The organism is Streptomyces sp. NPDC002588 (assembly GCF_040295925.1).
GTDB lineage: Bacteria > Actinomycetota > Actinomycetes > Streptomycetales > Streptomycetaceae > Streptomyces.
Genome location: NZ_JBEOWF010000012.1, coordinates 135,731 through 156,895, shown reverse-complemented (window position 1 = coordinate 156,895; position 21,165 = coordinate 135,731). Strand labels below are relative to the sequence as shown.

At 69.8% G+C, this 21,165-nt stretch carries 16 protein-coding genes; 7 read left to right on the top strand and 9 right to left on the bottom strand.

Annotated elements, in window-relative coordinates; all coding sequences use genetic code 11:
• Positions 1-11: 11 nt before the first annotated feature.
• Positions 12-809, top strand: a complete 798-nt coding sequence (locus ABT057_RS16200) for a sugar phosphate isomerase/epimerase family protein (RefSeq protein WP_352343707.1) — start codon at positions 12-14, stop codon at positions 807-809.
• Positions 810-883: 74 nt separating this feature from the next.
• Here the strand turns inward: ABT057_RS16200 and ABT057_RS16195 are convergent, their stop codons facing one another.
• Complete coding sequence (locus ABT057_RS16195) at positions 884-1,435, bottom strand: RICIN domain-containing protein (protein WP_352343620.1); 552 nt, start codon at positions 1,433-1,435, stop codon at positions 884-886.
• A 323-nt stretch (positions 1,436-1,758) separates the two neighbouring features.
• On the opposite strand from ABT057_RS16195, the gene ABT057_RS16190 reads away from it, so the two are divergent.
• The 4 genes from ABT057_RS16190 (at position 1,759) to ABT057_RS16175 (ending at position 6,774) form a co-directional block, all read left to right on the top strand.
• Complete coding sequence (locus tag ABT057_RS16190; RefSeq protein ID WP_352343618.1) at positions 1,759-2,133, top strand: DUF6507 family protein; 375 nt, start codon at positions 1,759-1,761, stop codon at positions 2,131-2,133.
• Entirely contained in the window at positions 2,130-4,202 is a 2,073-nt protein-coding gene (locus ABT057_RS16185) for a hypothetical protein (RefSeq protein WP_352343617.1), read from the top strand. The genes ABT057_RS16190 and ABT057_RS16185 overlap by 4 nt, the downstream gene beginning before the upstream one ends.
• Positions 4,199-5,080 carry a hypothetical protein gene (locus ABT057_RS16180; RefSeq protein WP_352343616.1) on the top strand — a complete coding sequence of 294 codons (882 nt, stop codon included), beginning with the start codon at positions 4,199-4,201 and terminating at the stop codon, positions 5,078-5,080. Before ABT057_RS16185 ends, ABT057_RS16180 begins: the two co-directional genes overlap by 4 nt.
• 257 nt (positions 5,081-5,337) lie before the next feature.
• Positions 5,338-6,774, top strand: a complete 1,437-nt coding sequence (locus tag ABT057_RS16175) for a DUF6177 family protein (RefSeq protein ID WP_352343615.1) — start codon at positions 5,338-5,340, stop codon at positions 6,772-6,774.
• A 48-nt stretch (positions 6,775-6,822) separates the two neighbouring features.
• Here ABT057_RS16175 and ABT057_RS16170 read toward each other — a convergent pair whose 3' ends face one another.
• From ABT057_RS16170 to ABT057_RS16145, 6 genes are all read right to left on the bottom strand, one after another.
• Positions 6,823-7,620, bottom strand: a complete 798-nt coding sequence (locus ABT057_RS16170; RefSeq protein ID WP_352343614.1) for a trimeric intracellular cation channel family protein — start codon at positions 7,618-7,620, stop codon at positions 6,823-6,825.
• Positions 7,621-7,983: 363 nt separating this feature from the next.
• Positions 7,984-8,373: a D-ribose pyranase gene (gene rbsD, locus ABT057_RS16165; RefSeq protein WP_352343613.1), complete on the bottom strand. Its 390-nt coding sequence runs from the start codon at positions 8,371-8,373 to the stop codon at positions 7,984-7,986.
• Entirely contained in the window at positions 8,370-9,275 is a 906-nt protein-coding gene (locus ABT057_RS16160; protein WP_352343612.1) for a ribokinase, read from the bottom strand. Before ABT057_RS16160 ends, rbsD begins: the two co-directional genes overlap by 4 nt.
• Positions 9,276-9,318: 43 nt before the next feature.
• Positions 9,319-11,274, bottom strand: coding sequence for an ABC transporter permease/substrate-binding protein (locus tag ABT057_RS16155; protein WP_352343611.1), 1,956 nt, complete (start codon positions 11,272-11,274; stop codon positions 9,319-9,321).
• On the bottom strand, positions 11,264-12,787 hold the full coding sequence (locus ABT057_RS16150) for a sugar ABC transporter ATP-binding protein (RefSeq protein WP_352343610.1): 1,524 nt from the start codon (positions 12,785-12,787) through the stop codon (positions 11,264-11,266). The genes ABT057_RS16155 and ABT057_RS16150 overlap by 11 nt, the downstream gene beginning before the upstream one ends.
• Positions 12,784-13,845 (bottom strand): LacI family DNA-binding transcriptional regulator, encoded by a 1,062-nt coding sequence (locus tag ABT057_RS16145; RefSeq protein WP_352343608.1) that lies wholly within the window; start codon positions 13,843-13,845, stop codon positions 12,784-12,786. The genes ABT057_RS16150 and ABT057_RS16145 overlap by 4 nt, the downstream gene beginning before the upstream one ends.
• Before the next feature lie 214 nt (positions 13,846-14,059).
• Here ABT057_RS16145 and recD2 point away from each other — a divergent pair, with 214 nt between their 5' ends.
• Both recD2 and ABT057_RS16135 read left to right on the top strand, forming a co-directional pair.
• Positions 14,060-16,306 carry an SF1B family DNA helicase RecD2 gene (gene recD2 / locus ABT057_RS16140; protein ID WP_352343607.1) on the top strand — a complete coding sequence of 749 codons (2,247 nt, stop codon included), beginning with the start codon at positions 14,060-14,062 and terminating at the stop codon, positions 16,304-16,306.
• 249 nt (positions 16,307-16,555) lie between these two features.
• Positions 16,556-17,845 (top strand): citrate synthase, encoded by a 1,290-nt coding sequence (locus ABT057_RS16135; protein ID WP_352343605.1) that lies wholly within the window; start codon positions 16,556-16,558, stop codon positions 17,843-17,845.
• Between the two features lie 646 nt (positions 17,846-18,491).
• Here ABT057_RS16135 and ABT057_RS16130 read toward each other — a convergent pair.
• A complete protein-coding gene (locus ABT057_RS16130) occupies positions 18,492-20,735 on the bottom strand; it encodes a heavy metal translocating P-type ATPase (RefSeq protein WP_352343604.1) in 2,244 nt (747 codons plus the stop codon).
• Positions 20,736-20,749: 14 nt separating this feature from the next.
• Positions 20,750-20,989 (bottom strand): heavy-metal-associated domain-containing protein, encoded by a 240-nt coding sequence (locus tag ABT057_RS16125; RefSeq protein ID WP_352343603.1) that lies wholly within the window; start codon positions 20,987-20,989, stop codon positions 20,750-20,752.
• Between the last annotated feature and the right edge of the window lie 176 nt (positions 20,990-21,165).

The window sequence follows — 21,165 nt, the reverse complement described above, 5'->3', positions numbered from 1 at the left end:
GCATCAACCAGATGACGGTGAAGCAGCTGTCGATGCCGGAACTGGTGGCCGCCTGCGGCGACCTGGGCGTCACGAACGTCGGCCTGTGGCGGGAGCCCGTCCAGGCGTACGGCGTGGAGCAGACGGCCAAGCTGGTCCGCGACGCGGGCCTGACCGTCACCACCCTCTGCCGCGGCGGCTTCCTCACGGCGATCGACCCGGACGAGCGGGCGGCGGCCCTGGCCGACAACCGCCGTGCGGTCGACGAGGCGGCCACCCTCGGCACGGACGTCCTGGTCCTCGTCTCCGGCGGCCTCCCGGCCGGCTCCAAGGACCTGCACGGCGCCCGCGAACGCATCGCGGACGCCCTGGCCGTCCTCGGCCCCTACGCCGAGGAACACGGGGTGAAGCTGGCCATCGAACCCCTCCACCCCATGTACGCCGCCGACCGCTGCGTGGTCTCCACCCTCACCCAGGCCCTGGACCTCGCGGAACGCTTCCCCGCCCACCAGGTCGGCGTCACCGTCGACACGTACCACATCTGGTGGGACGACCAGGCCCCCGCCCAGATCGCCCGGGCGGGCGCGGGCGGCCGCATCCACACCTTCCAGCTCGCCGACTGGACGACCCCTCTCCCCGAGGGCGTCCTCAACGGCCGCGGCCAGATCGGCGACGGCGCGATCGACATGCGCGAATGGCAGGCTCATGTGGAGGAGGCCGGCTACACCGGCGCCATCGAGGTCGAGCTGTTCAACGACGGTCTGTGGGCCCGGGACGGCCGGGAGGTCCTGGCGGAGACGGCGCAACGCTTCCTGACCCACACGGCGTAGCACCGGGACGGTGACCGACAGCCGGGGGGAGAACCACCGTGAAACAGCGGTTCTCCCCCCGGCCCCCGGGATGACTAGCCCAGCTTCCAGTGCTGGTAGGGGCCGCCGTTGCACCCGAGCATGTAGGCGTTGCCGCCGTGGTCGCCGTCCACGCAGTTGGCGAGCGACATGTCCTTGAGCTGGACGTCGTTCCAGCCCGAGCCCTGCGCCTGGAACAGCTGGGAGGCGTCGCCGCCGTTGCACGGGACCGTGGCAACCCCCAACTGCTGGGTCAGGCATGTGTCGGTCGCCATGTGACGGATCATGACGACGTCATAGCTGGCGTGGTAGACGATCTCCACCCGCCACTTCTGCCAGACGTTCCCCGAATCGCAGGGGTTCGTGTAGACGTCTCCCTTGCCGCTCTCGTTGGCGGGGCCGCCGTCGAGGCAGATCCCGGCCTGGCTGCTCAGGTTGGCCGGCCCGAGGAGGGTCACCGCAGACGCGGTGCTCGCTCCGAAGAACGAGAACATCAGGCTCAGACCGACAGCGAAGACCGCCGCCCAGCTCCGGAACGCGAAACGCCCCAGACCGCGGGGCCGGGCCGACGCCCGCCCCTCGTCCGAGTTCGCCGCGTCTAACGCCACTGTATTCAGCATGCTGTGATTTCTCCGCTTTGCCGGGCTCTGTACTTTCTGTGACGGACCTGTGTCGCAAGCCGCCATGACCGGAGTCAACCAGTGACGGATTGCCTTGCTGTTGTCCGCAGCTTCTTCTAGGCACCGGGCCGGAAAATCCTGGACGTGGACGTGGACGTGGACGTGGACGTGGACGTGGACGTGGACGTGGACCTGGTCCCGGCCCTCAGGCGCTTATACACCCGTCCGAATGTCGCGTTGCACCAGCAACCACTGATGCGAGAGTGTGCGACGTACGGTGATGCGAGAGTCGCTGGCGAGGGGGAAACAGTGTGACGGGGTGGGACATCGACGTCGGCGGGGTGCGCGGGGTCCTCCGGACCACGGGCACGGCGGCGAAGGAACTGTCGGACACGGGCGTGGCCATGCAGGGGAAACTGGAGGAAGCGGCCTCGGCGGCGGGCACGATCACCGATCAGTACGGGCCGTACACGAGCACGGCCGGGCTCGTCGGAGCCGCGCTCGCCGAGTTCCTCGAGCACTGGAGCCGTGATCTCCTGTACCTGGCCGAGCGGGCGTCCAGGTCGGTGAACGGGGCGGCCGAGGCCACGGGTCACTACGTCCAGGGTGACCTGGCGATGGCGGCCACGGCGCAGCGGGAGGCGGCGAAGGAGCCGAAGGTCGACCTGCCGGGAGCCGGCAAGTGAGCGACGGAGCGACCCTGATCGACCCGTCCGGGATACCGCACTTCATCGGGGATCTGTCCACCCTGGACACCGACGTGATGCTGCTGACCGCGAACGCGGCCCAGTTCCGGGCGTCGGGCGCGAATGTGCACACCACGTTCCAGGGTCTGTCCGCCTTCTACCACGCGCCCGAGGCGGGCGAGCTGCTCTCCTCGACCCGACCGGTGAAGGCGAAGGCGGGCGCGTTCGCCGACGGCCTGGAGAAGGTCGCCGCGGCGCTGTCCGACTACAGCGCGGAAGTCCAGCCGCTGGTGGAGAGGCTGGCGACGCTGAAGGCGGACGCCACCGCGTTCGTGCAGTCACTGTCCGGGGACGACGACTGGCGCAAGGACCAGGACAAGGTCGACCGCAACAACGCGCTCTGGCGGGACGTCAACCACACGGTCGCCGCCTTCCAGGCCGCCGAACGGGCCTGCCACAACAAGATCACCGCCCTGGTCGGCGGCTCGAAGATCACGGTCGACGACGGCTCGCACGGCCAGAACATGTACGGCTACCGCGCCGACGACCTCGACCACGCCGGGGAGACCCCCTGGGGCGCCCCGGCCGAGCGGGAGTACGAGGGCTGGGACTGGCTGACCCACCAGGCGGGCCAGGTCTGGGACGGCATCTGGACCGACGGCGTGATGGCCACCGTTCACGGCGTGGGCACCCTGTTCGGGGCCGACGGCTCGGGGGCGGCGGGCGAGGCGTGGAAGGGGCTGGCCAGGCTCGCCACCGCGTCCGCGCTCACCAGCGCCACCCTGGGCACATGGTGGCTGGTACCGGACGACAAGCTTCCGTCCTGGCTGCGTGATTCCCGCACGACCTACAAGCAGACCGTCAAGGGGTTCGTCGCCTGGGACACCTGGAAGACCAACCCTTCGCGCGCGGCCGGAGCGGTCGGCTTCAACGTGCTGACGGTGCTGGGTACCGAGGGCGTCGGCTCTGCGGCCGGCGCCGGAGGCAGGGCGGGCGCCGCGGCCCGCGCCCTGTCGACGGCCGGCAAGGTCGGCCGGGCCATGGACCCGATGACCTACGTCGGCAAGGCGGGCGAACTCGCCTTCGTCAAGGTCGGGGACACGTTCCGCGCCCTGAAGGACCTGCACTCCGGAACCACCCTCGACCTCCTCGAACGGGCCGACGCCCTGCGGTCCCCGAGGATCCCGGACAACGCGATCCCCTACGTCGACAACGCCACCGGCGACCTCGTCTACCTCACCGACGAGGGACATCTCCTCAACGAGGACGGCAGCCTTCACCAGCCTGTGGCGGAAGCCCCGCATGAGCTCTCCGCGAACGACCGGTCCGAACTGCACAAAGGTGCGCAGACGGATCGCTCGCACGAACTGTCCGCAGCCGGAGCGCGTGGCGGGGACCACTCGCCCGGCACCGCCCAGCACTCCCAGGGTGGCGCGGCAGCGTCCCACGGAGGCGATGAGCACAGCCCGAGAGGGCCGGAGCACGACACCGGTGCGGTCGGCGATCACACCCCCACGGGCCACGGGAACGACGGACACGGTCACGCCGACGGCACTGGTGACGGTACGCAGGCATCGGGCGGCACGGGTGCTTCGGCAGGAAGCGGTGGTTTCCCGTCGCACCATAGGGGTGTGTGGCCGGCGAGGAGTGATATCCCAGGTCCCGCAGCAGGAGAGGAACTCAAGCGTCCGCACGCCCGACACACCATCAGCGGCGCCGCCAAGGGAGAAATCAAGGAGAAGAACAGCCTCATTCTGCGCGGACATTCCAACGAGATCGACCAGGACATAGCAGCCATCGCAGAGGGGCGGGCAAAGCTCACCGAAGATGGGAATCGCTACGAAATAAATGGCCGCACCTACGGGGTGGAACCGGGCGGTAGGGTCTACCCCGACTCAGGGCCGGGTATCGTGAATCTGGACAGGAATGAATACGCCGCACTCCAGCAGTTGGTGAGAGCCAAGGGAGATATCAGCGCCGCTCCCCAGCTGACGAGGAATCCTCGGTTCGTGAACAATCCACAGGCTGTCCAGAAGGCGCTGGACATCTACCACGGGACATACCGATGACCTACAACTTCTTTACTGTCGATCACCTGCTGTCGTCCCGGATCTCGGATTCTCTGGCGTCGGTCCTCCACGTGGCGCCGAGTGCGGTCGACGTCGCCGACGCGGAAGGCGACCAGGACGATCGCAACTGGGAAGCTCTTGTCCTGTGCGACCGCACGCGGGTACCCGGTGATGTCTCACTGGCGCTGGACGTCTTCGTCCAGGAAGCGGTGACCGACAGGCCGACCGAAGCAGAATGCGCCGCGAAGTTCGCCGCAGCGGCACAGACCGTCGTCCTGTATCCGGCCGAGGAGCGAATCCCCAGCGCATACTGGCTGGTGACGCCTACCGGCCTGGTGACGCGCGCTCGCCTCATGGCTTCCGACGACGAGCAACCCGTGTACTCCCTCGACGCCGTCGAGGCCGCAGTCCCCCAACTTCCCGGAATTCGTGCCATGCAACTTCCAGAGATCGTCCGTGAGCAGCACGTTCCCACGCCGAGCACTGCGGAATTCACTTCGGCTGTGAATACACTCCGCCGGAACGAACAGGACTCCGCCGATTCGGCGCTGAGTGATGACGTGGGAACTCCCCTGTACGGCGCCCGCGTTCACCTCGCCGAATGGGAGAGGATGGTCCGGCGAATGGAGTCTGGCTGGCAGCCGACCGGCCGCTATCCTGCCGAGTTGTACCGGGAAGCCCTGCGGGCGCGGGACCGACTCTCGCTGCTGACGGACGAACTGGCCGAGCCCGTGCCCGGTCTTCTCCGCAAGGCGGTCGATCAACTCGACGAAGAGTTCAGGAGACACACGGAGTCGGACACTCCGTCCGTCGCAACAGCCGAGCAGGGCTGGTGGTGGCACCGCAAGCCTGTTCTGCTGCCGTGGAGCGACAACTGATCGGATCACAGACACCGGCGAAGTGCGGGGGTGAGTATGCCGTCCGGTATCCCTGACGTGCGGCGAAGCTTGCGGGTGATGCCCGCAGATCCAACCGTGGGCGAGACGTGTTTCGGGATGATCCCCGACGAGCACACGATCCTCCAAGGTGTCACCGGAAGCCTTTTCGCTCCGGTCCACCTCGCGGAGGGCCGGGAGCTCGAACGGTGCCTCAATGATCGGGGAGCTTCTGTTCGGGTCCTCAGCGAGGCCCCCGCATGACCAAGGACATCATCGCCCTCACCCCCAAGATGCCCGACACCGGATCGCTCCTGGCTGCTCTTCACGCCGGCGGCCCCGATCTGGAGTTGACTGCCACCGATGACGGGGCCGTGGTGCACCTGTGTACGGCGGAGGGCCGTCGGCTGGTTTCCGTGGAGGCTCCGATGCTCGTCCATGTGCCGGGGGAGGTACGGCGCCTCCTGGGCGCTGAAGTGGCCGCTCCCGAGGCACCGTTCTGGTGGACGGAGGTGCGTGCCTCCACGGCGGTCCCCGAGGCGGAGCCGCTCGCGGGATCCGTGGGCGGACGCCTGACCATGCTGCTCGGCGGAACCACCTGGCCGCCCGGAGCGGCCCACACCGCTCGGGTCACTGTCCCCGACGAGCCGCGCGCGGCACAGCCCGAGGGCCGTCCGGCCGACACGTTTCCCACGGTCGACGTCCTCACCGACTCGACCGCCGTCGTCCTGGCCGACCGCCCGGTCCTTCCGCTCACCACCTGGCTCTCCGCGACTCTGCGTGCCACGGCGGAGACCAACCGCGCTCTCTGCCTCGTCACCCCTCCCCATGTCCGCCTCACCCTGCCCTTGCGCACCGCGCTGCGCGGTGCGCCCAACCGTTGGGTGGTGCAGGATCCGGAGGGCGGCTACTACGACGGTCTGTCCGGAGTCCGGCTGGCCTGGCAGAACGGCACGTTCCTGCCGACCGGCGACGCCCTCGCCGACGCCTTCACGCACGGAGCGGCGTCCACCGGGCAACGGCAGCTCACCATCTCGTTCCGCACAGTGCACCCGCCCGACGAGCACCTCGTACTCGGCCGCTCACTGGAGGCGGCCTGGCGGCATCTCACCGGTGCACCGCCCGTCGGCTGGGGCACGGCGGAACCGGTCAACCTGCCGTGGTCACCTGACCAGTTGACCGATCTTGCTCGCGACCGGGCCCCGGCGCCCACTCACCTCGTCGCCGTGGGCACCCCCGACCGTCCGGCCGTCGCCACACTCCGCATCGCCCGTACGACGGCAGGCGTGGCCGAGGAGGCCAACCTCACGCTCGGCTACGACCGGCCTCAGCACGTGCCCTTGGACGTCTTGGAGTCCCTCGCCGCGGCCCTCGTCTCGGAACACGGTCTCACCACCATGCTCACCACGATCCGTGCCGCCCGCTCCGACCTGACCCTGCCGGCACACCTGGAGATCCCACCGATCCCGGTGTCGTTCACCCTGGGCCCCCGAGACGTGCGCCGGGTCGGCCTCACCAACGCCCGGCGTTCACCAGCCTCGGTGCGGCCACGGCAACTCGGTCCGTCCACCCACCCGGCGCTCCACTACCCACTCGGAGACGGAACGGACCCGGCTGCCTGGACGGCACTCCAGAGCCTGGGTGAGTACCTTGCATCCGCTGCGGATTCGCCGGGAACGTCACGATCGGACCGGTGAGGGTTTCGCTGTCACGGACGGGCACGGTGATGTGGCCGCGGGCGGGGGCTACGTCGACGGGGGACGCGGTGGGCGGCGGGACAGGAGCAGGCGGGGATCCGACCTGCGAAAGATGATGGTGTTCTCCTCCAGCGAGGGCGACTGCGCAGGCGAGGGCGGGGGTTGCGGCGATCGCTGTTCCCGCATTCCCGCGAAGGGGTTGCGCCAGAAGTGGGAGCGGGGCGTTCGCCAGCGGTAGCGCAGGGCCAGGAGACGCATGGTGAAGGCGAAGACCGCGGTGCCGACGGCACTGCCGATGTTCAGGAGGCCCGTGGCGTGGAGAATGGCCGTGCCGCCCGCGCCGATCAGGGCGGGGAGGGCGTACAGGTCGCGGTTCCAGCGCAGGAGCGAGGGCACCTCGAGGGCGAGGAGGCTGGCCAGCACCCCGCCGCCGACAGCGCTGCCGGCGCCCAGCGTCATCGCGGCCGGGATGTTGAAGCCGTGCGCCAGCGCCTTGATCGTGCCGGTGACGCTGAACAGGCCGAGGGCGGCGGCGTCGGAGAGGTCGAGCTTCCCGCTGCGGGCGACCTCGTCGTCGTACCGCAGCCGGTGGCCGAAGTACACGATCGTCGCGGCCACGCACGGTGCGAAGAAGTAGCCGAGATCCGTGAAGGCGACGGGCGGGACGCCGAGCACCACGTCGCGGAAGAGGCCGCCGCCCAGCCCCGCCGCCTCGCTGAGGATGACCGTGCCGAAGATGTCGAAGTCCTTGCGCACCGCCAGGAAGCCTCCCGACAGTGCGAAGGCGAAGATTCCCAGTAGATCCATCACGTACTGAACGGCACCGCTCAGTTCATCGATCGGCATTCCGGACGGCCCTTCCCGCACAGCTGATCTGTTCCAACGTATACAGACAGTTCTGCGTCCGCTCCCGTTGCCGCTTCCGGTCCGGCAAACCAACACGGCCCTTTCGGACAGGAATTCGCTTGTCCGGGGCGGTCCGTGGGGCCGGCGGAAAAAATCTTGGGGAAGCGGTGCAACCTTCTCCGCTTCACCCGTGTCGTACATGGCATCAGGACTTCTGGAGGGGGATCCGGGGGGATCGCGGGGGTTCTGACAGTTGGAGGGGGCAAGCCGAGGGGCCCGGTCGAACAGACCGGGCCCCTCGAAGCATGTCCCGTCCCCGAAGGGACCCCTACGGCCGTTGCAGCGTCCGGCCCCTCGTCGCGGTCAGAAGAACACCCCGCACCTCAGCAGCACATTCGCGTACGGCCGTGCCTCTCCCGTCCGCACCACCAGCCGGGCGCCCGCCGACAGCTCCTTCAGTTCCTCGTGGGAGACGTAACGGAGCTCGGTGAAGCGGTCCGCCAGCAGCCCGGCCGCCGCCGGATTCGCGTCCCTGACCTCGGATGCCGCCGTCGCGCCCTCCAGCACCAGCTCCGCGAGCAGCCCGTCCACGACCTCCGCGAACGACGGCACCCCCGCCCGGAACGCGAGGTCCACCACCCGTGGCCCGTGCGGTATCGGCATGCCGGCGTCGCACACCAGCACCCCGTCCCCGTGCCCCAGTTCGGCCAGCGCCCCGGCGAGATGACGGTTGAGGATGCCGGCCTTCTTCACAGGGCCTCGACCTCCTCCGCCGTCGGGAACGACTCCTGCGCGCCCCGCCGGGTCACCGCGGCCGCCCCGACCCGCGCCGCATACGCCGCGGCCTCCGCGAGCGACGCACCCGCGCCCAGCTTCCACGCCAGCGCCGCCGTGAACGAGTCACCCGCGCCCGTGGTGTCCACGGCGTCCACCTTCACGGGAGCGACCCGTTCCACGCCGCCCTGCGCGGACGCCACCAGCGCGCCCCGCGCGCCCAGCGTCACGACCACCGATCTCGGCCCCTTCGCCAGCAGGATCCGCGCCCAGTCCGCCGGGTCATCGCTCACGCACGCCTCGCCCAGGATCACCCGGGCCTCGTGCTCGTTGACGATCAGCGGGTCGCAGGCCGCGAGCAGCACGGCGGGCAGCGGGCGCGGCGGAGAGGGGTTCAGCACGAAGCGGCTGTCCGGCGCCAGGCTCGCCGCCACCGCCACGACCGTCTCCAGTGGGATCTCCAGCTGGGCCGACACCACCCGGGAGGTGTGGAAGAGGCAGGCGGCGGCCCGCACGTCCGCCGGGGTCAGCCGGCTGTTCGCCCCGGGGGACACCACGATGCTGTTGTCGCCCGACGGGTCCACGGTGATCAGCGCGATCCCGGTCGGCGCCCCGCCCACCAGCATGCCGACGGTGTCGACCCCGGCCGCCCGCTGCGAGTCGAGGAGCAGTCTGCCGTACGCGTCGTCGCCCACCCGGGCCAGCAGGGCCGTACGGGCCCCGAGGCGGGCCGCGGCGACGGCCTGGTTGGCGCCCTTGCCGCCCGGGTGGACGGCCAGGTCGCCGCCGAGCACCGTCTCTCCGGCGCCCGGGCGCCGCTCGACGTCGATCACCAGGTCGGCGTTGGCCGACCCTACGACCAGCAGGTCGTAGTCGTACATGAAGAACTCCCCTGATACCTGAACAGGTGGCGTCTGCCGACTGTCAGCCGCTGAACCCGGCCACGTTGTCCTTCGTGACCACCTTCACCGGCACCTTCACCGTCTCCGCGACCTGCTCGCCCCGCAACGCCTTGAGTGCGTTGTCCACGGCGATCCTCCCCAACTGGGACGGCTGTTGCGCCACGGACGCGTACAGCGTGCCGTTCTTCACCGCGCTCAGGCCGTCCGGGGTGCCGTCGAAACCGACGACCTGGACCGACTTGCCGGCCTTTGAACCCAGCGCCTTGATCGCGCCGAGCGCCATCTCGTCGTTGGCGGCGATGACGCCCTGGACGTCCGGGTGGGCCTGCAGCAGGTTCGACATCACGTCGAGTCCCTTGGTGCGGTCGAAGTCGGCCGGCTGCTGGGCGAGGACCTTGATGCCGGGGTAGGCCTTCAGCCCCTTGGCGAATCCTTCCGCCCGCTCCCGGGCGGCCGAGGTGCCCGCCTGGCCCTGGAGGATCACGATCCTGCCCGTGCCGCCCAGCTTCTCGGCGACCGTCTTCGCCGCGAGTTCACCGCCGGCCACGTTGTCGGAGGCGACGAGCGTGTCCACGGCCGCCTTGTTGACGCCCCGGTCGACCGCGATGACCGGGATCTTCGCCTTGTCGGCGGCCTGCACCGAGTTGCTCGCCGCATCCGAGTCGACCGGGTTGACGATGATCGAGTCGTAGCCGGAACTGGTGAAGTTCTGCAGCTGGTTGGCCTGCTGGGAGGCGTCGTTCTGCGCGTCGGTGACCGACAGGTCCACGCCCAGCTTCTTCGCCTCGGCCTTGGCGCCGGACTGGATCTGCACGAAGAAGGGGTTGTTGAGGGTGGAGAGGGCGAGGCCGACCTTCGGGCTCGACGACGAGGACGAGCCGCCGTGCAGGAAGGACGTCGCGCCGACGATCGCCACGGTGACGACGGCCGCGAGACCGTACGAAGCCGCCTGCCGTCCCCTGCCGCCGCCGAGACCGGCACCGGCCGCCGTCGGGGTCGCCCCGGCCTTGCGGCGCACGGTGTCGAGCAGCACCGCCAGCGCGATGACGACGCCGATGACGACCTGCTGCCAGAAGGCGGACACGTTCAGCAGGTTGAGGCCGTTGCGCAGTACGGCGAGGATCAGCGCGCCGATGAGCGTGCCCGAGGCCTTGCCCGTGCCGCCCGCGAGGGAGGCGCCGCCGATGACGACCGCCGCGATCGCGTCCAGTTCGTAGCCGTCGGCGGCCTGCGGCTGCGCCGAGGACAGCCGGGAGGCGAGCACGATGCCGGCGACGGCCGCGAACACCCCGGACAGGGCGTAGATCGCGAGCTTCTGCCTCTTCACCCGCAGACCGGACAGGCGTGCCGCCTCCTCGTTGCCGCCGATGGCGTACATCGACCGCCCGATGTACGTCCGGCCCAGCACGAAGGCCGCGATCAGCCCCATGACGACCATGACCAGCACCGGCACCGGCAGCCACCCGCCGAGCGTGTCACCGAGGTGCGAGACCGAGTCGGGGAAGGCGATCGGGGAGCCCTCGGAGATCACCAGTGACAGACCGCGGGCCACCGACAGCATCGCGAGCGTCCCGATGAACGGCGGCAGCTTGCCGTACGCGATGAGGAAACCGTTCACCAGACCGGCCGCGATGCCCGTCGAGACCGCCAGCACCACCGCGACGAACACCGGCACGCCGTGCTGGGTGGCGCTCCAGGCCAGCACGGTGGCCGACAGGGCGGCGACGGAGCCGACCGACAGGTCGATGCCCGCCGAGACGATCACGAAGGTCACACCGAAGGCGAGGACGGCGGTCACGGCCGCCTGGACACCCACGTTGAGCAGGTTGTCGGTGGTGAGGAAGTCGCCCGACAGCGCCGACATGGCGATGACGAGGACGATCAGCGCGGTGAGCGCGCCGTTGTCGAGGAGCAGGCGGCGGACCGCCGCGGCGCCGCCACCGGCGCCCGTCGAACTCTTGAGCGTGTCAGCGGCCACGACCGGCCTCCAGTTCAGGGGAAGAGGGGTTGCTTACTGCGAGGGCCATCACGGCGTCCTGCGTGGCCTGGTCGGCGCGGAGTTCGCCGGCGATCCGGCCCTGCGCCATCACCAGCACCCGGTCGCTCATGCCGAGCACTTCGGGCAGATCGCTGGAGATCATCAGGACGGCGGCCCCCTGGGCGGTGAGCTCGTTGATGAGCTGGTAGATCTCGACCTTGGCGCCGACGTCGATGCCGCGCGTCGGCTCGTCGAGGATCAGCACCCTGGTGTCGGCGAGCAGCCACTTGCCGATGACGACCTTCTGCTGGTTGCCGCCGGAGAGGGTGCGCACCTGCTGGCCGAGTCCGGCCATGCGCACGCCGAGCTGTCCGGCGATCCGCGCGGCCGCCTCGTGCCGGCCCTTGAGGTCGACGAGCCCGCCGCGGGTGGCGGCGCGCATGGTGACCAGCCCGAGGTTCTCCTCCACCGACTGGTCGAGCACCAGCCCCTGGCCCTTGCGGTCCTCGGGCACCAGCCCGATGCCGGCGGCCATCGCCGCGTTGATGTCGGACCGGGGGACCGGGGCGCCGGAGACCTTCACGGTCCCCTTGTCGTAGGGGTCCGCGCCGAACACGGCCCGCACCACCTCCGTCCGCCCGGCGCCGACGAGCCCCGCGATGCCGACGACCTCACCGGCGTGCACCTCGAAGCCGACGTCGTGGAAGACGCCGTCGCGCGTGAGTCCCTCGACGGTGAGCAACGCGGAGCCCCGGTCGGCGCGTTCGCGCGGGTACTGCTGCTCGATCGAGCGCCCCACCATCAGGCGGACGAGTTCGTCCTCGGGTGTGGACGCGGGGACCTGCCCGACGGACCTGCCGTCCCGGATGACCGTGACCCGGTCTCCCAGGGCGGCGATCTCCTCCAGGTGATGGGTGATGAAGACGATCCCCACCCCGTCCTCGCGCAGTGTCCGCACGATGGCGAAGAGCTTCTCGACCTCCTCCGAGGTCAGCACGGCGGTCGGCTCGTCCATGATCAGCACGCGTGCGTCCAGGCTCAGCGCCTTGGCGATCTCGACCATCTGCAGACGCGCGATACCGAGTTCGCGCACACGCGCGCGTGGCGACACGTCGACCCCGACCCGCTCCAGCAGAACGGCGGCGTCGGCCTCCATCCGCTTCCGGTCGATCATCCCCAGGCGGCGCGGCTGCCGCCCCAGGAAGATGTTCTCGGCGACCGTCAGATCGGGTACGAGGTTGAACTCCTGGTAGATGGTGGCGATCCCGAGGCGCGCGGCGTCCTGCGCGCCGTGGATGCGCACCTCCTCGCCGTCGGCCAGGATCCGGCCGGCATCGGGGCGGTAGGCGCCGGAGAGCATCTTGATGAGGGTGCTCTTGCCCGCGCCGTTCTCACCGAGCAGCACATGCACTTCGCCCCGGCGCAGGTCGAAGTCGACGCCGTCGAGCGCGACCACCCCGGGGAAGGTCTTGCGTATGCCTTCGATGCGCAGCAACTCGTCCGGGTTGCTCACGGCTGGCTCCTGTTCGTTGCGGGGGACTCCGCCGCGGTCTCCGTCGTGGGGGAGTCCGAAGAGGCAGGCGGTTCGCCGCACGACCGGCGTACGACGAGTCGGGCGGGGAGGGTGACGGACTGCGGGGGCCGTCCCTCGATGCGGTCGACCAGGGCCCGTACGGCGGCCCGGCCCAGCTCGCCCGTGGGCTGGGCGATCGCGGTGACCGGCGGGTCGGTGTGCACGAACCAGGGGATGTCGTCGAACGCGGCCAGCGCGAGGTCCTGCGGAACCCGCAGCCCACGCGCGCGTACGGCGTCCAGCGCGCCGAGCGCCATCAGGTTGTCGGCGGCGAAGACGACCTCGGGCGGCTCGGGCAGGTCGAGGAAGCCCTCGGTGACCCGGCGCCCGCTCTCGGCCTGGAAGTCGCCCTGCCCGATGTAGGCCTCGGGGAGCACGAGACCGTGGGCGCCGAGCGCCTCGCGGAACACATCGACACGCTCCCGCCCGGTCGTGGTGGCCGCCGGGCCCGCGATGATGGCGAGCCGCCGGTGCCCGAGCCCGTGCAGATGCGCCACGAGGTCCCGTACGGCGGCCCGTCCGTCGGACCGCACCACCGGGACGTCCACCCCGGGGATCCACCGGTCGACGAACACCATCGGCGTTCCCGCGCGCGCGGCGTCCAGCATCAGCGGGGAGCCGCCGTCGGTGGGGGAGACGAGGAGGCCGTCGATCCGGCGGTCCAGCAGGGTCCGTACGTGGTGGTCCTGGAGGTCGGGCCGCTCGTCGGCGTTGCCGATGATCACGCTGTAGCCGAGTGCGCGGGCCTCCTCCTCGACGGAGCGGGCCAGTTCGGTGAAGTAGGGGTTCATCACATCGCTGATGACCAGGCCGAGGGTGTGGGTCTGGTCGGTGCGCAGCGACCGGGCGACGGCGTTCGGGCGGTAGCCCAGTGTCCGGACGGCGGCCAGTACGCGCGTGCGTGCGTCCTCGCTGACCGAGGGATGGTCGTTCAGGACACGCGACACCGTGGCGACGGAGACCCCCGCCTCGGCAGCGACGTCCTTGATGCCCGCCATCGCCGCTCCACCTCCTCGTGGAATCGATTACATCGACGTGTGTAGAGGATTGGAATCGATTACACGGCGATAGGCAATACCCCGAGACCGGATCGTGATGAGGGGTGCGCGCAGCCGTTCCAGCCGTACGGCATCCGAAAACATGATCGAAAGCTTGTGTGCGCTGCTTTTACGGGGGACCCCGATTGTCGGTCGGCGCCGGTACCGTCGGATCATGTCCAATCAGGCGGTGGTCGAGGGGGTCCTCGAGCGCATCACGTACGCCAACGAGGAGAACGGTTACACGGTCGCGAGGGTCGACACCGGCAGAGGCGCCGGCGATCTGCTGACGGTCGTGGGAGCGCTGCTCGGTGCCCAGGTCGGCGAGTCCCTCCGCATGGAGGGCCGCTGGGGATCGCACCCCCAGTACGGCAAGCAGTTCACGGTGGAGAACTACACGACCGTGCTGCCCGCCACCGTCCAGGGCATCCGTCGCTACCTCGGTTCCGGCCTGGTCAAGGGAATCGGACCGGTCTTCGCCGACCGGATCACACAGCACTTCGGCGTCGACACCCTCACCGTCATCGAGGAGGAGCCCAAGCGGCTGATCGAGGTCCCGGGGCTCGGCCCGAAGCGCACCAAGAAGATCGCCGACGCCTGGGAGGAGCAGAAGGCGATCAAGGAGGTCATGCTCTTCCTCCAGACCGTCGAGGTGTCCACCTCCATCGCCGTGCGCATCTACAAGAAGTACGGCGACGCCTCCATCTCCGTCGTGAAGAACCAGCCCTACCGGCTGGCCGCCGACGTCTGGGGCATCGGTTTCCTCACCGCCGACAAGATCGCCCAGTCCGTCGGCATCCCGCACGACAGCCCGGAGCGCGTCAAGGCCGGCCTGCAGTACGCGCTGTCGCAGTCCGCCGACCAGGGCCACTGCTATCTGCCCGAGGAGCGCCTGATCGCCGACGCGGTGAAGCTGCTCCAGGTCGACACCGGCCTGGTCATCGAGTGCCTGGCCGAGCTCGCGGCACCGCCCGAGGAGGGCGAGGATCCGGGCGTCGTCCGCGAGAAGGTCCCGGGACCGGACAGCGGCGCGGAGCCGGTCACGGCCGTCTATCTGGTCCCGTTCCACCGCGCGGAACTCTCCCTCTCCGCCCAGCTGCTGCGCCTGCTGCGCACGGAGGAGGACCGGATGCCGGGCTTCTGTGACGTGGCCTGGGACAAGGCGCTGGCCTGGCTGCGGGGGCGCACGGGGGCCGACCTCGCCCCCGAGCAGGAGGCCGCCGTGAAGCTCGCCCTGACCGAGAAGGTAGCGGTCCTCACCGGTGGTCCCGGCTGCGGCAAGTCCTTCACCGTGCGCTCGATCGTGGAGCTGGCCCGCGCCAGGAAGGCGAAGGTCGTACTGGCCGCGCCCACCGGCCGAGCCGCCAAGCGCCTCGCCGAGCTGACCGGAGCCGAGGCCTCCACCGTCCACCGCCTGCTGGAGCTCAAGCCCGGCGGCGACGCGGCCTACGACCGCGACCGCCCGCTGGACGCCGACCTGGTGGTGGTCGACGAGGCGTCGATGCTCGACCTGCTGCTCGCCAACAAGCTGGCGAAGGCCGTACCCCCGGGCGCACATCTGCTCTTCGTGGGGGACGTCGACCAGCTGCCCAGCGTCGGCGCGGGCGAGGTGCTGCGCGATCTGCTCGCCGACGGCAGCCCGGTCCCCGCCGTCCGCCTCACGCGTGTGTTCCGCCAGGCCCAGCAGTCCGGCGTGGTGACCAACGCGCACCGGATCAACGCCGGGCAGCACCCGGTCACCGACGGCATGAAGGACTTCTTCCTCTTCGTCGAGGACGAAACGGAGGAGGCCGGCCGGCTCACGGTGGACGTGGCCGCCCGCCGCGTCCCCGCCAAGTTCGGCCTCGACCCGCGCCGGGACATCCAGGTGCTCGCCCCGATGCACCGCGGCCCGGCCGGCGCCGGCACGCTCAACGGTCTGCTCCAGCAGGCGATCACTCCGGGCCGCCCCGACGTTCCCGAGAAGCGGTTCGGCGGCCGGGTCTTCCGTGTCGGCGACAAGGTCACGCAGATCCGCAACAATTACGAGAAGGGGGAGAACGGTGTCTTCAACGGCACCGTGGGCGTGGTCACCTCGCTCGACCCGGTGGACCAGCGCCTCACGGTACTGACGGACGAGGACGAGGAGGTTCCGTACGAGTTCGACGAACTGGACGAACTGGCCCACGCGTACGCGGTGACGATCCACCGTTCACAGGGAAGTGAATATCCCGCCGTGGTGATCCCCGTCACCACGGGAGCATGGATGATGCTCCAGCGGAACCTTCTGTATACGGCCGTCACCCGCGCCAAGCAGCTCGTTGTGCTCGTCGGCTCCCGCAAAGCGATCGGCCAGGCGGTGCGCACAGTGTCGGCCGGCCGCCGCTGCACGGCCCTGGACTTCCGGCTCGCGGGGGCGGTCTCATCCTCCCGGGGGCAGTGATCACCCCGCGGGAGGGTGGCCGCTTCAAGGGGCAGTGACCACAAAAAATGATCGATCAAATGAGTCATGAAGGTCACAGACCACTTCCGCAACCGTGACGAAGGCGGCAGGATGAGCAAGTTGGCGGCACTGAGTGCCGCCGATAAGCCCAATGGTCGACCCCGAGTGCACTCTCCTGCGCCAAATGGGGGATGGTAGAGACAGTCAGGGCAACCTCGAAGAAGAGGCACAACGTCGGTGAGGGATGACGTGAGCGACAACTCTGTAGTACTGCGGTACGGCGACGGCGAGTACACCTACCCGGTGATCGACAGCACCGTCGGCGACAAGGGCTTCGACATCGGGAAGCTCCGCGCCCAGACCGGTCTGGTGACCCTGGACAGCGGCTACGGCAACACCGCCGCTTATAAATCCGCCATCACTTACCTTGACGGCGAGCAGGGCATCCTCCGGTACCGCGGCTACCCGATCGAGCAGCTGGCCGAGCGGTCGACCTTCCTCGAGGTCGCCTACCTGCTCATCAACGGCGAGCTGCCCACCGTCGACGAGCTGAGCGTCTTCAAGAACGACATCACGCAGCACACCCTGCTGCACGAGGACGTCAAGAACTTCTACAAGGGCTTCCCGCGCGACGCCCACCCGATGGCCATGCTGTCCTCGGTCGTCTCCGCGCTGTCCACGTTCTACCAGGACAGCCACAACCCGTTCGACGAGAAGCAGCGCAACCTCTCCACGATCCGGCTGCTCGCCAAGCTGCCGACGATCGCGGCGTACGCGTACAAGAAGTCGATCGGCCACCCGTTCGTCTACCCGCGCAACGACCTCGGCTACGTCGAGAACTTCCTGCGCATGACCTTCTCGGTCCCCGCCCAGGAGTACGACCTCGACCCGGTCGTCGTCTCCGCGCTCGACAAGCTGCTCATCCTGCACGCGGACCACGAGCAGAACTGTTCGACCTCCACGGTCCGTCTGGTCGGCTCGTCCCAGGCGAACATGTTCGCCTCGATCTCGGCCGGCATCAACGCGCTGTGGGGCCCGCTGCACGGCGGCGCCAACCAGTCCGTCCTGGAGATGCTCGAGGGCATCCAGGCGACCGGCGGCGACGTCGACACCTTCATTTCCAAGGTGAAGAACAAGGAGGACGGCGTCCGCCTGATGGGCTTCGGCCACCGGGTGTACAAGTCCTTCGACCCGCGCGCGAAGATCATCAAGGCTGCGGCGCACGACGTCCTCTCGGCCCTCGGCAAGTCCGACGAGCTGCTGGACATCGCGCTGAAGCTGGAGGAGCACGCGCTCTCCGACGACTACTTCGTCTCGCGCAACCTCTACCCCAACGTCGACTTCTACACCGGCCTGATCTACCGGGCCATGGGCTTCCCGACCGAGATGTTCACGGTCCTCTTCGCCCTCGGCCGTCTCCCGGGCTGGATCGCCCAGTGGCACGAGATGATCAAGGAGCCGGGTTCCCGCATCGGCCGCCCGCGCCAGATCTACACGGGCGTCGTCGAGCGCGACTTCGTCCCGGTCGAACAGCGCTGACACCTGCCGTTGGGGGCGCCGTGTCTTCACCGGCGCCCCGGCACGGGGCCGTCGTTCTTCGGCCTCGTGAACTGAACACGCAAAGCGGAAGGCGCCCCGACGCCGGTCCCCCCACGGGCCGACGACCAGGGCGCCTTCCCATGTCCCGGTGCGGATTCCCCCCACGGGATCCGGCCGGGCGTTTGTGAGGACAGCGCCTGAATTCGCTGTGTCCATATGTGGTTGTTGTGCGATTGTGGTGCGGTTGTTGTGCCTGCGGTTGAGCAGAACGAGCAGAACTCGCCATGCTGCCGCCGTGTGCGATCTGCCGGGACGCGCACGCTGGGAGGGCCGCTCAAAGCTTCCCGGTGTACGTGCCCCGGCAACGCATCTCTGAGGAAGTCCCCCAAGACATCCTCAGACGTCGGTCGGCGCCCCCCAAGACGCTTTCCGACACCGTCAACTTAGACCTTCGAACCCCTCCGGTGGTTACGTTCACAGCACTGTGATCTGTGTCTCTTGCATATGTCCGTTAGATGCGCAAGAGCCCGGATACAGCGATCGAGGCCCAAGCGTAAGGATGATGCGGGAGCCTTGTGAAGAGCTTATGTGAGGCTCGGGCAGGACTCCAGGGGGTCTCGCCTAAAGGTCCGGTCTTGCCGATCTGTTACCTGAAGGTGCGAAGCCGCAGGCTGTTGGTCACGACGAACACCGACGAGAAGGCCATCGCCGCCCCCGCGATCATCGGATTGAGCAGCCCCGCCGCGGCCAGCGGCAGCGCCGCCACGTTGTACCCGAAGGCCCACACCAGGTTGCCCTTGATCGTCCCGAGGGTCCGCCGTGACAGCCGGATGGCGTCCGCCGCGACCCGCAGGTCCCCGCGCACCAGCGTCAGATCGCTCGCCTCGATCGCCGCGTCCGTCCCGGTGCCCATGGCGAGCCCCAGATCGGCGGTGGCGAGCGCGGCCGCGTCGTTGACGCCGTCGCCGACCATGGCGACGACCCGCCCCTCGCCCTGCAGCTGCCGGACGACGTCCGCCTTGTCCTCGGGCAGCACCTCGGCGATCACCCGGTCGATACCGACCGCGGCCGCCACCGCCTCGGCCACCGCCCGGTTGTCCCCGGTCAGCAGTACCGGCGTGAGCCCGAGCGCGCGCAGCTCCCGGACGGCCTCGGCGCTGGTCCCCTTGACCGCGTCGGCGACGGTGAGCACGCCCCGCGCCACGCCGTCCCAGCCGACGACGACGGCCGTACGGCCGTCCCGCTCGGCCTTCTCCTTGGCGCGGGCCAGCTCTCGCGGAAGGCTCTCGAACAGCCGCCCCACGGCCACCTCGCGCCCCTCCACATGGCCCCGCACGCCCCGCCCGGGCACGTTCTCGAAGTGCTCGGCCGCCGGCAGCGGTCCGGTGCGCTCCTCGGCGCCCGCGGCCACCGCGCGGGCGACCGGATGCTCGGAGGCGTGCTCCAGGGCGCCCGCGAGCCGCAGCAGCCGCCGTTCGTCGGTGCCGTCGGCGACGTACACGTCCTGGAGGGTCATCCGCCCGGTGGTGATCGTCCCGGTCTTGTCGAGCAGGACCGTGTCGACGCGGCGGGTGGACTCCAGGACCTCGGGCCCCTTGATGAGGATGCCGAGCTGGGCGCCGCGCCCGGTGCCGACCAGGAGCGCGGTGGGCGTGGCGAGGCCGAGCGCGCACGGGCAGGCGATGATCAGCACGGCGACGGCCGCGGTGAACGCGGCGACGGTGTCCCCGGTGACGCCGAGCCAGCCGCCGAAGGTGGCGGCGGCGATCAGCAGCACCACGGGGACGAAGACCCCGGCGACCCGGTCGGCCAGCCGCTGCACCTCGGCCTTGCCGGTCTGCGCGGCCTCGACGAGTCGCGCCAGGTGCGCGAGCCGGGTGTCGGCGCCGACCCGGGTGGCCTCGACGACGAGCCGCCCGCCGGCGTTCACGGTCGCGCCGGTGACGGTGTCTCCCGGCTCGACGTCCACCGGGACGGACTCCCCGGTGAGCATGGACGCGTCGACCGCGGAGACACCCTCGACGACCGTGCCGTCGGTGGCGACCTTCTCCCCGGGCCGTACGACGAACCGGTCCCCGACCGCGAGACGGTCGACGGGGATCCGCACCTCCCGCCCGTCCCGCAGGACGGCCACGTCCTTGGCGCCCAGCTCCATCAGCGCCCTGAGGGCCGCTCCCGCCCGCCGCTTGGAACGCGCCTCCATGTGCCGGCCGAGCAGCAGGAACACGGTGACGCCGGCGGCGACCTCCAGATAGATCGTCGAGGCGCCGTCCGTGCGGGAGACGGTGAGTTCGAAGGGGTGCCGCATGCCGGGCATACCCGCGTCGCCGAGGAACAGTGCCCACAGCGACCAGCCGAACGCGGCCAGCGTGCCCACCGAGACGAGCGTGTCCATAGTGGTGCTGCCGTGTCGCAGGTTCGTCCAGGCGGCCTTGTGGAACGGGCCGCCGCCCCAGACCACCACCGGCGCCGCGAGCGTCAGCGAGAGCCACTGCCAGTCGTCGAACTGGAGGGAGGGGACCATCGCCATCAGGACGACCGGCACGGCGAGCACGGCGGACACGAGGAGCCGGTGGCGCAGACCGCCGTCGGGCTCGGCGGCCTCCTCCTCCTGCGCGGCCTCCGCGGCCGGAGGCGCGGGCTCCTCCGCCGTGTATCCGGTCTTCACCACGGTCGCGATCAGATCGGCGACCTCGGTCCCCGCCGGACAGCTGACCTTCGCCTTCTCCGTCGCGTAGTTGACCGTCGCGCTGACGCCGTCCATGCGGTTGAGTTTCTTCTCCACGCGGGCGGCGCAGGAGGCGCAGGTCATCCCGCCGATGAGCAGCTCCACCTCGAAGGCCGGGGTGGCTATCGGCGTGTCGCCGGCTGTGCTGCTGGTCGTGGTCATGGCCAGGGGTTGGGTCAGGCCTGGCCGGCGAGCTCGAAGCCGGCCTCGTCGACGGCGGCGCGGACGGCCTCCTCGTCGAGGGGCGCGGCGGAGACGACGGTGACCTCGCCGGTGGAGGCGACGGCCTTGACCGAGGTGACACCCGGCAGCTCGGAGATCTCGCCGGAGACGGCGCCCTCGCAGTGGCCGCAGCTCATGCCGCTCACCTTGTAGACGGTGGTGACGGAGCCCGTGGTGTCGGTCTGGGCGGTCATGTCGTTCTCCTTGGGGCGTCGTGGAGGCGGGGCGTGGAGTCGTGGATGGGGTCGACGGAGACCCGAGAGGTCTCCCGATATTTCACACTATACCCCTAGGGGGTATTTCTCAAAGAAGGGCCCGGCGGGGTCGGTGGGCGCGTCGGGCCGGTGGCGGTCAGCCTCGCCACCAGCCG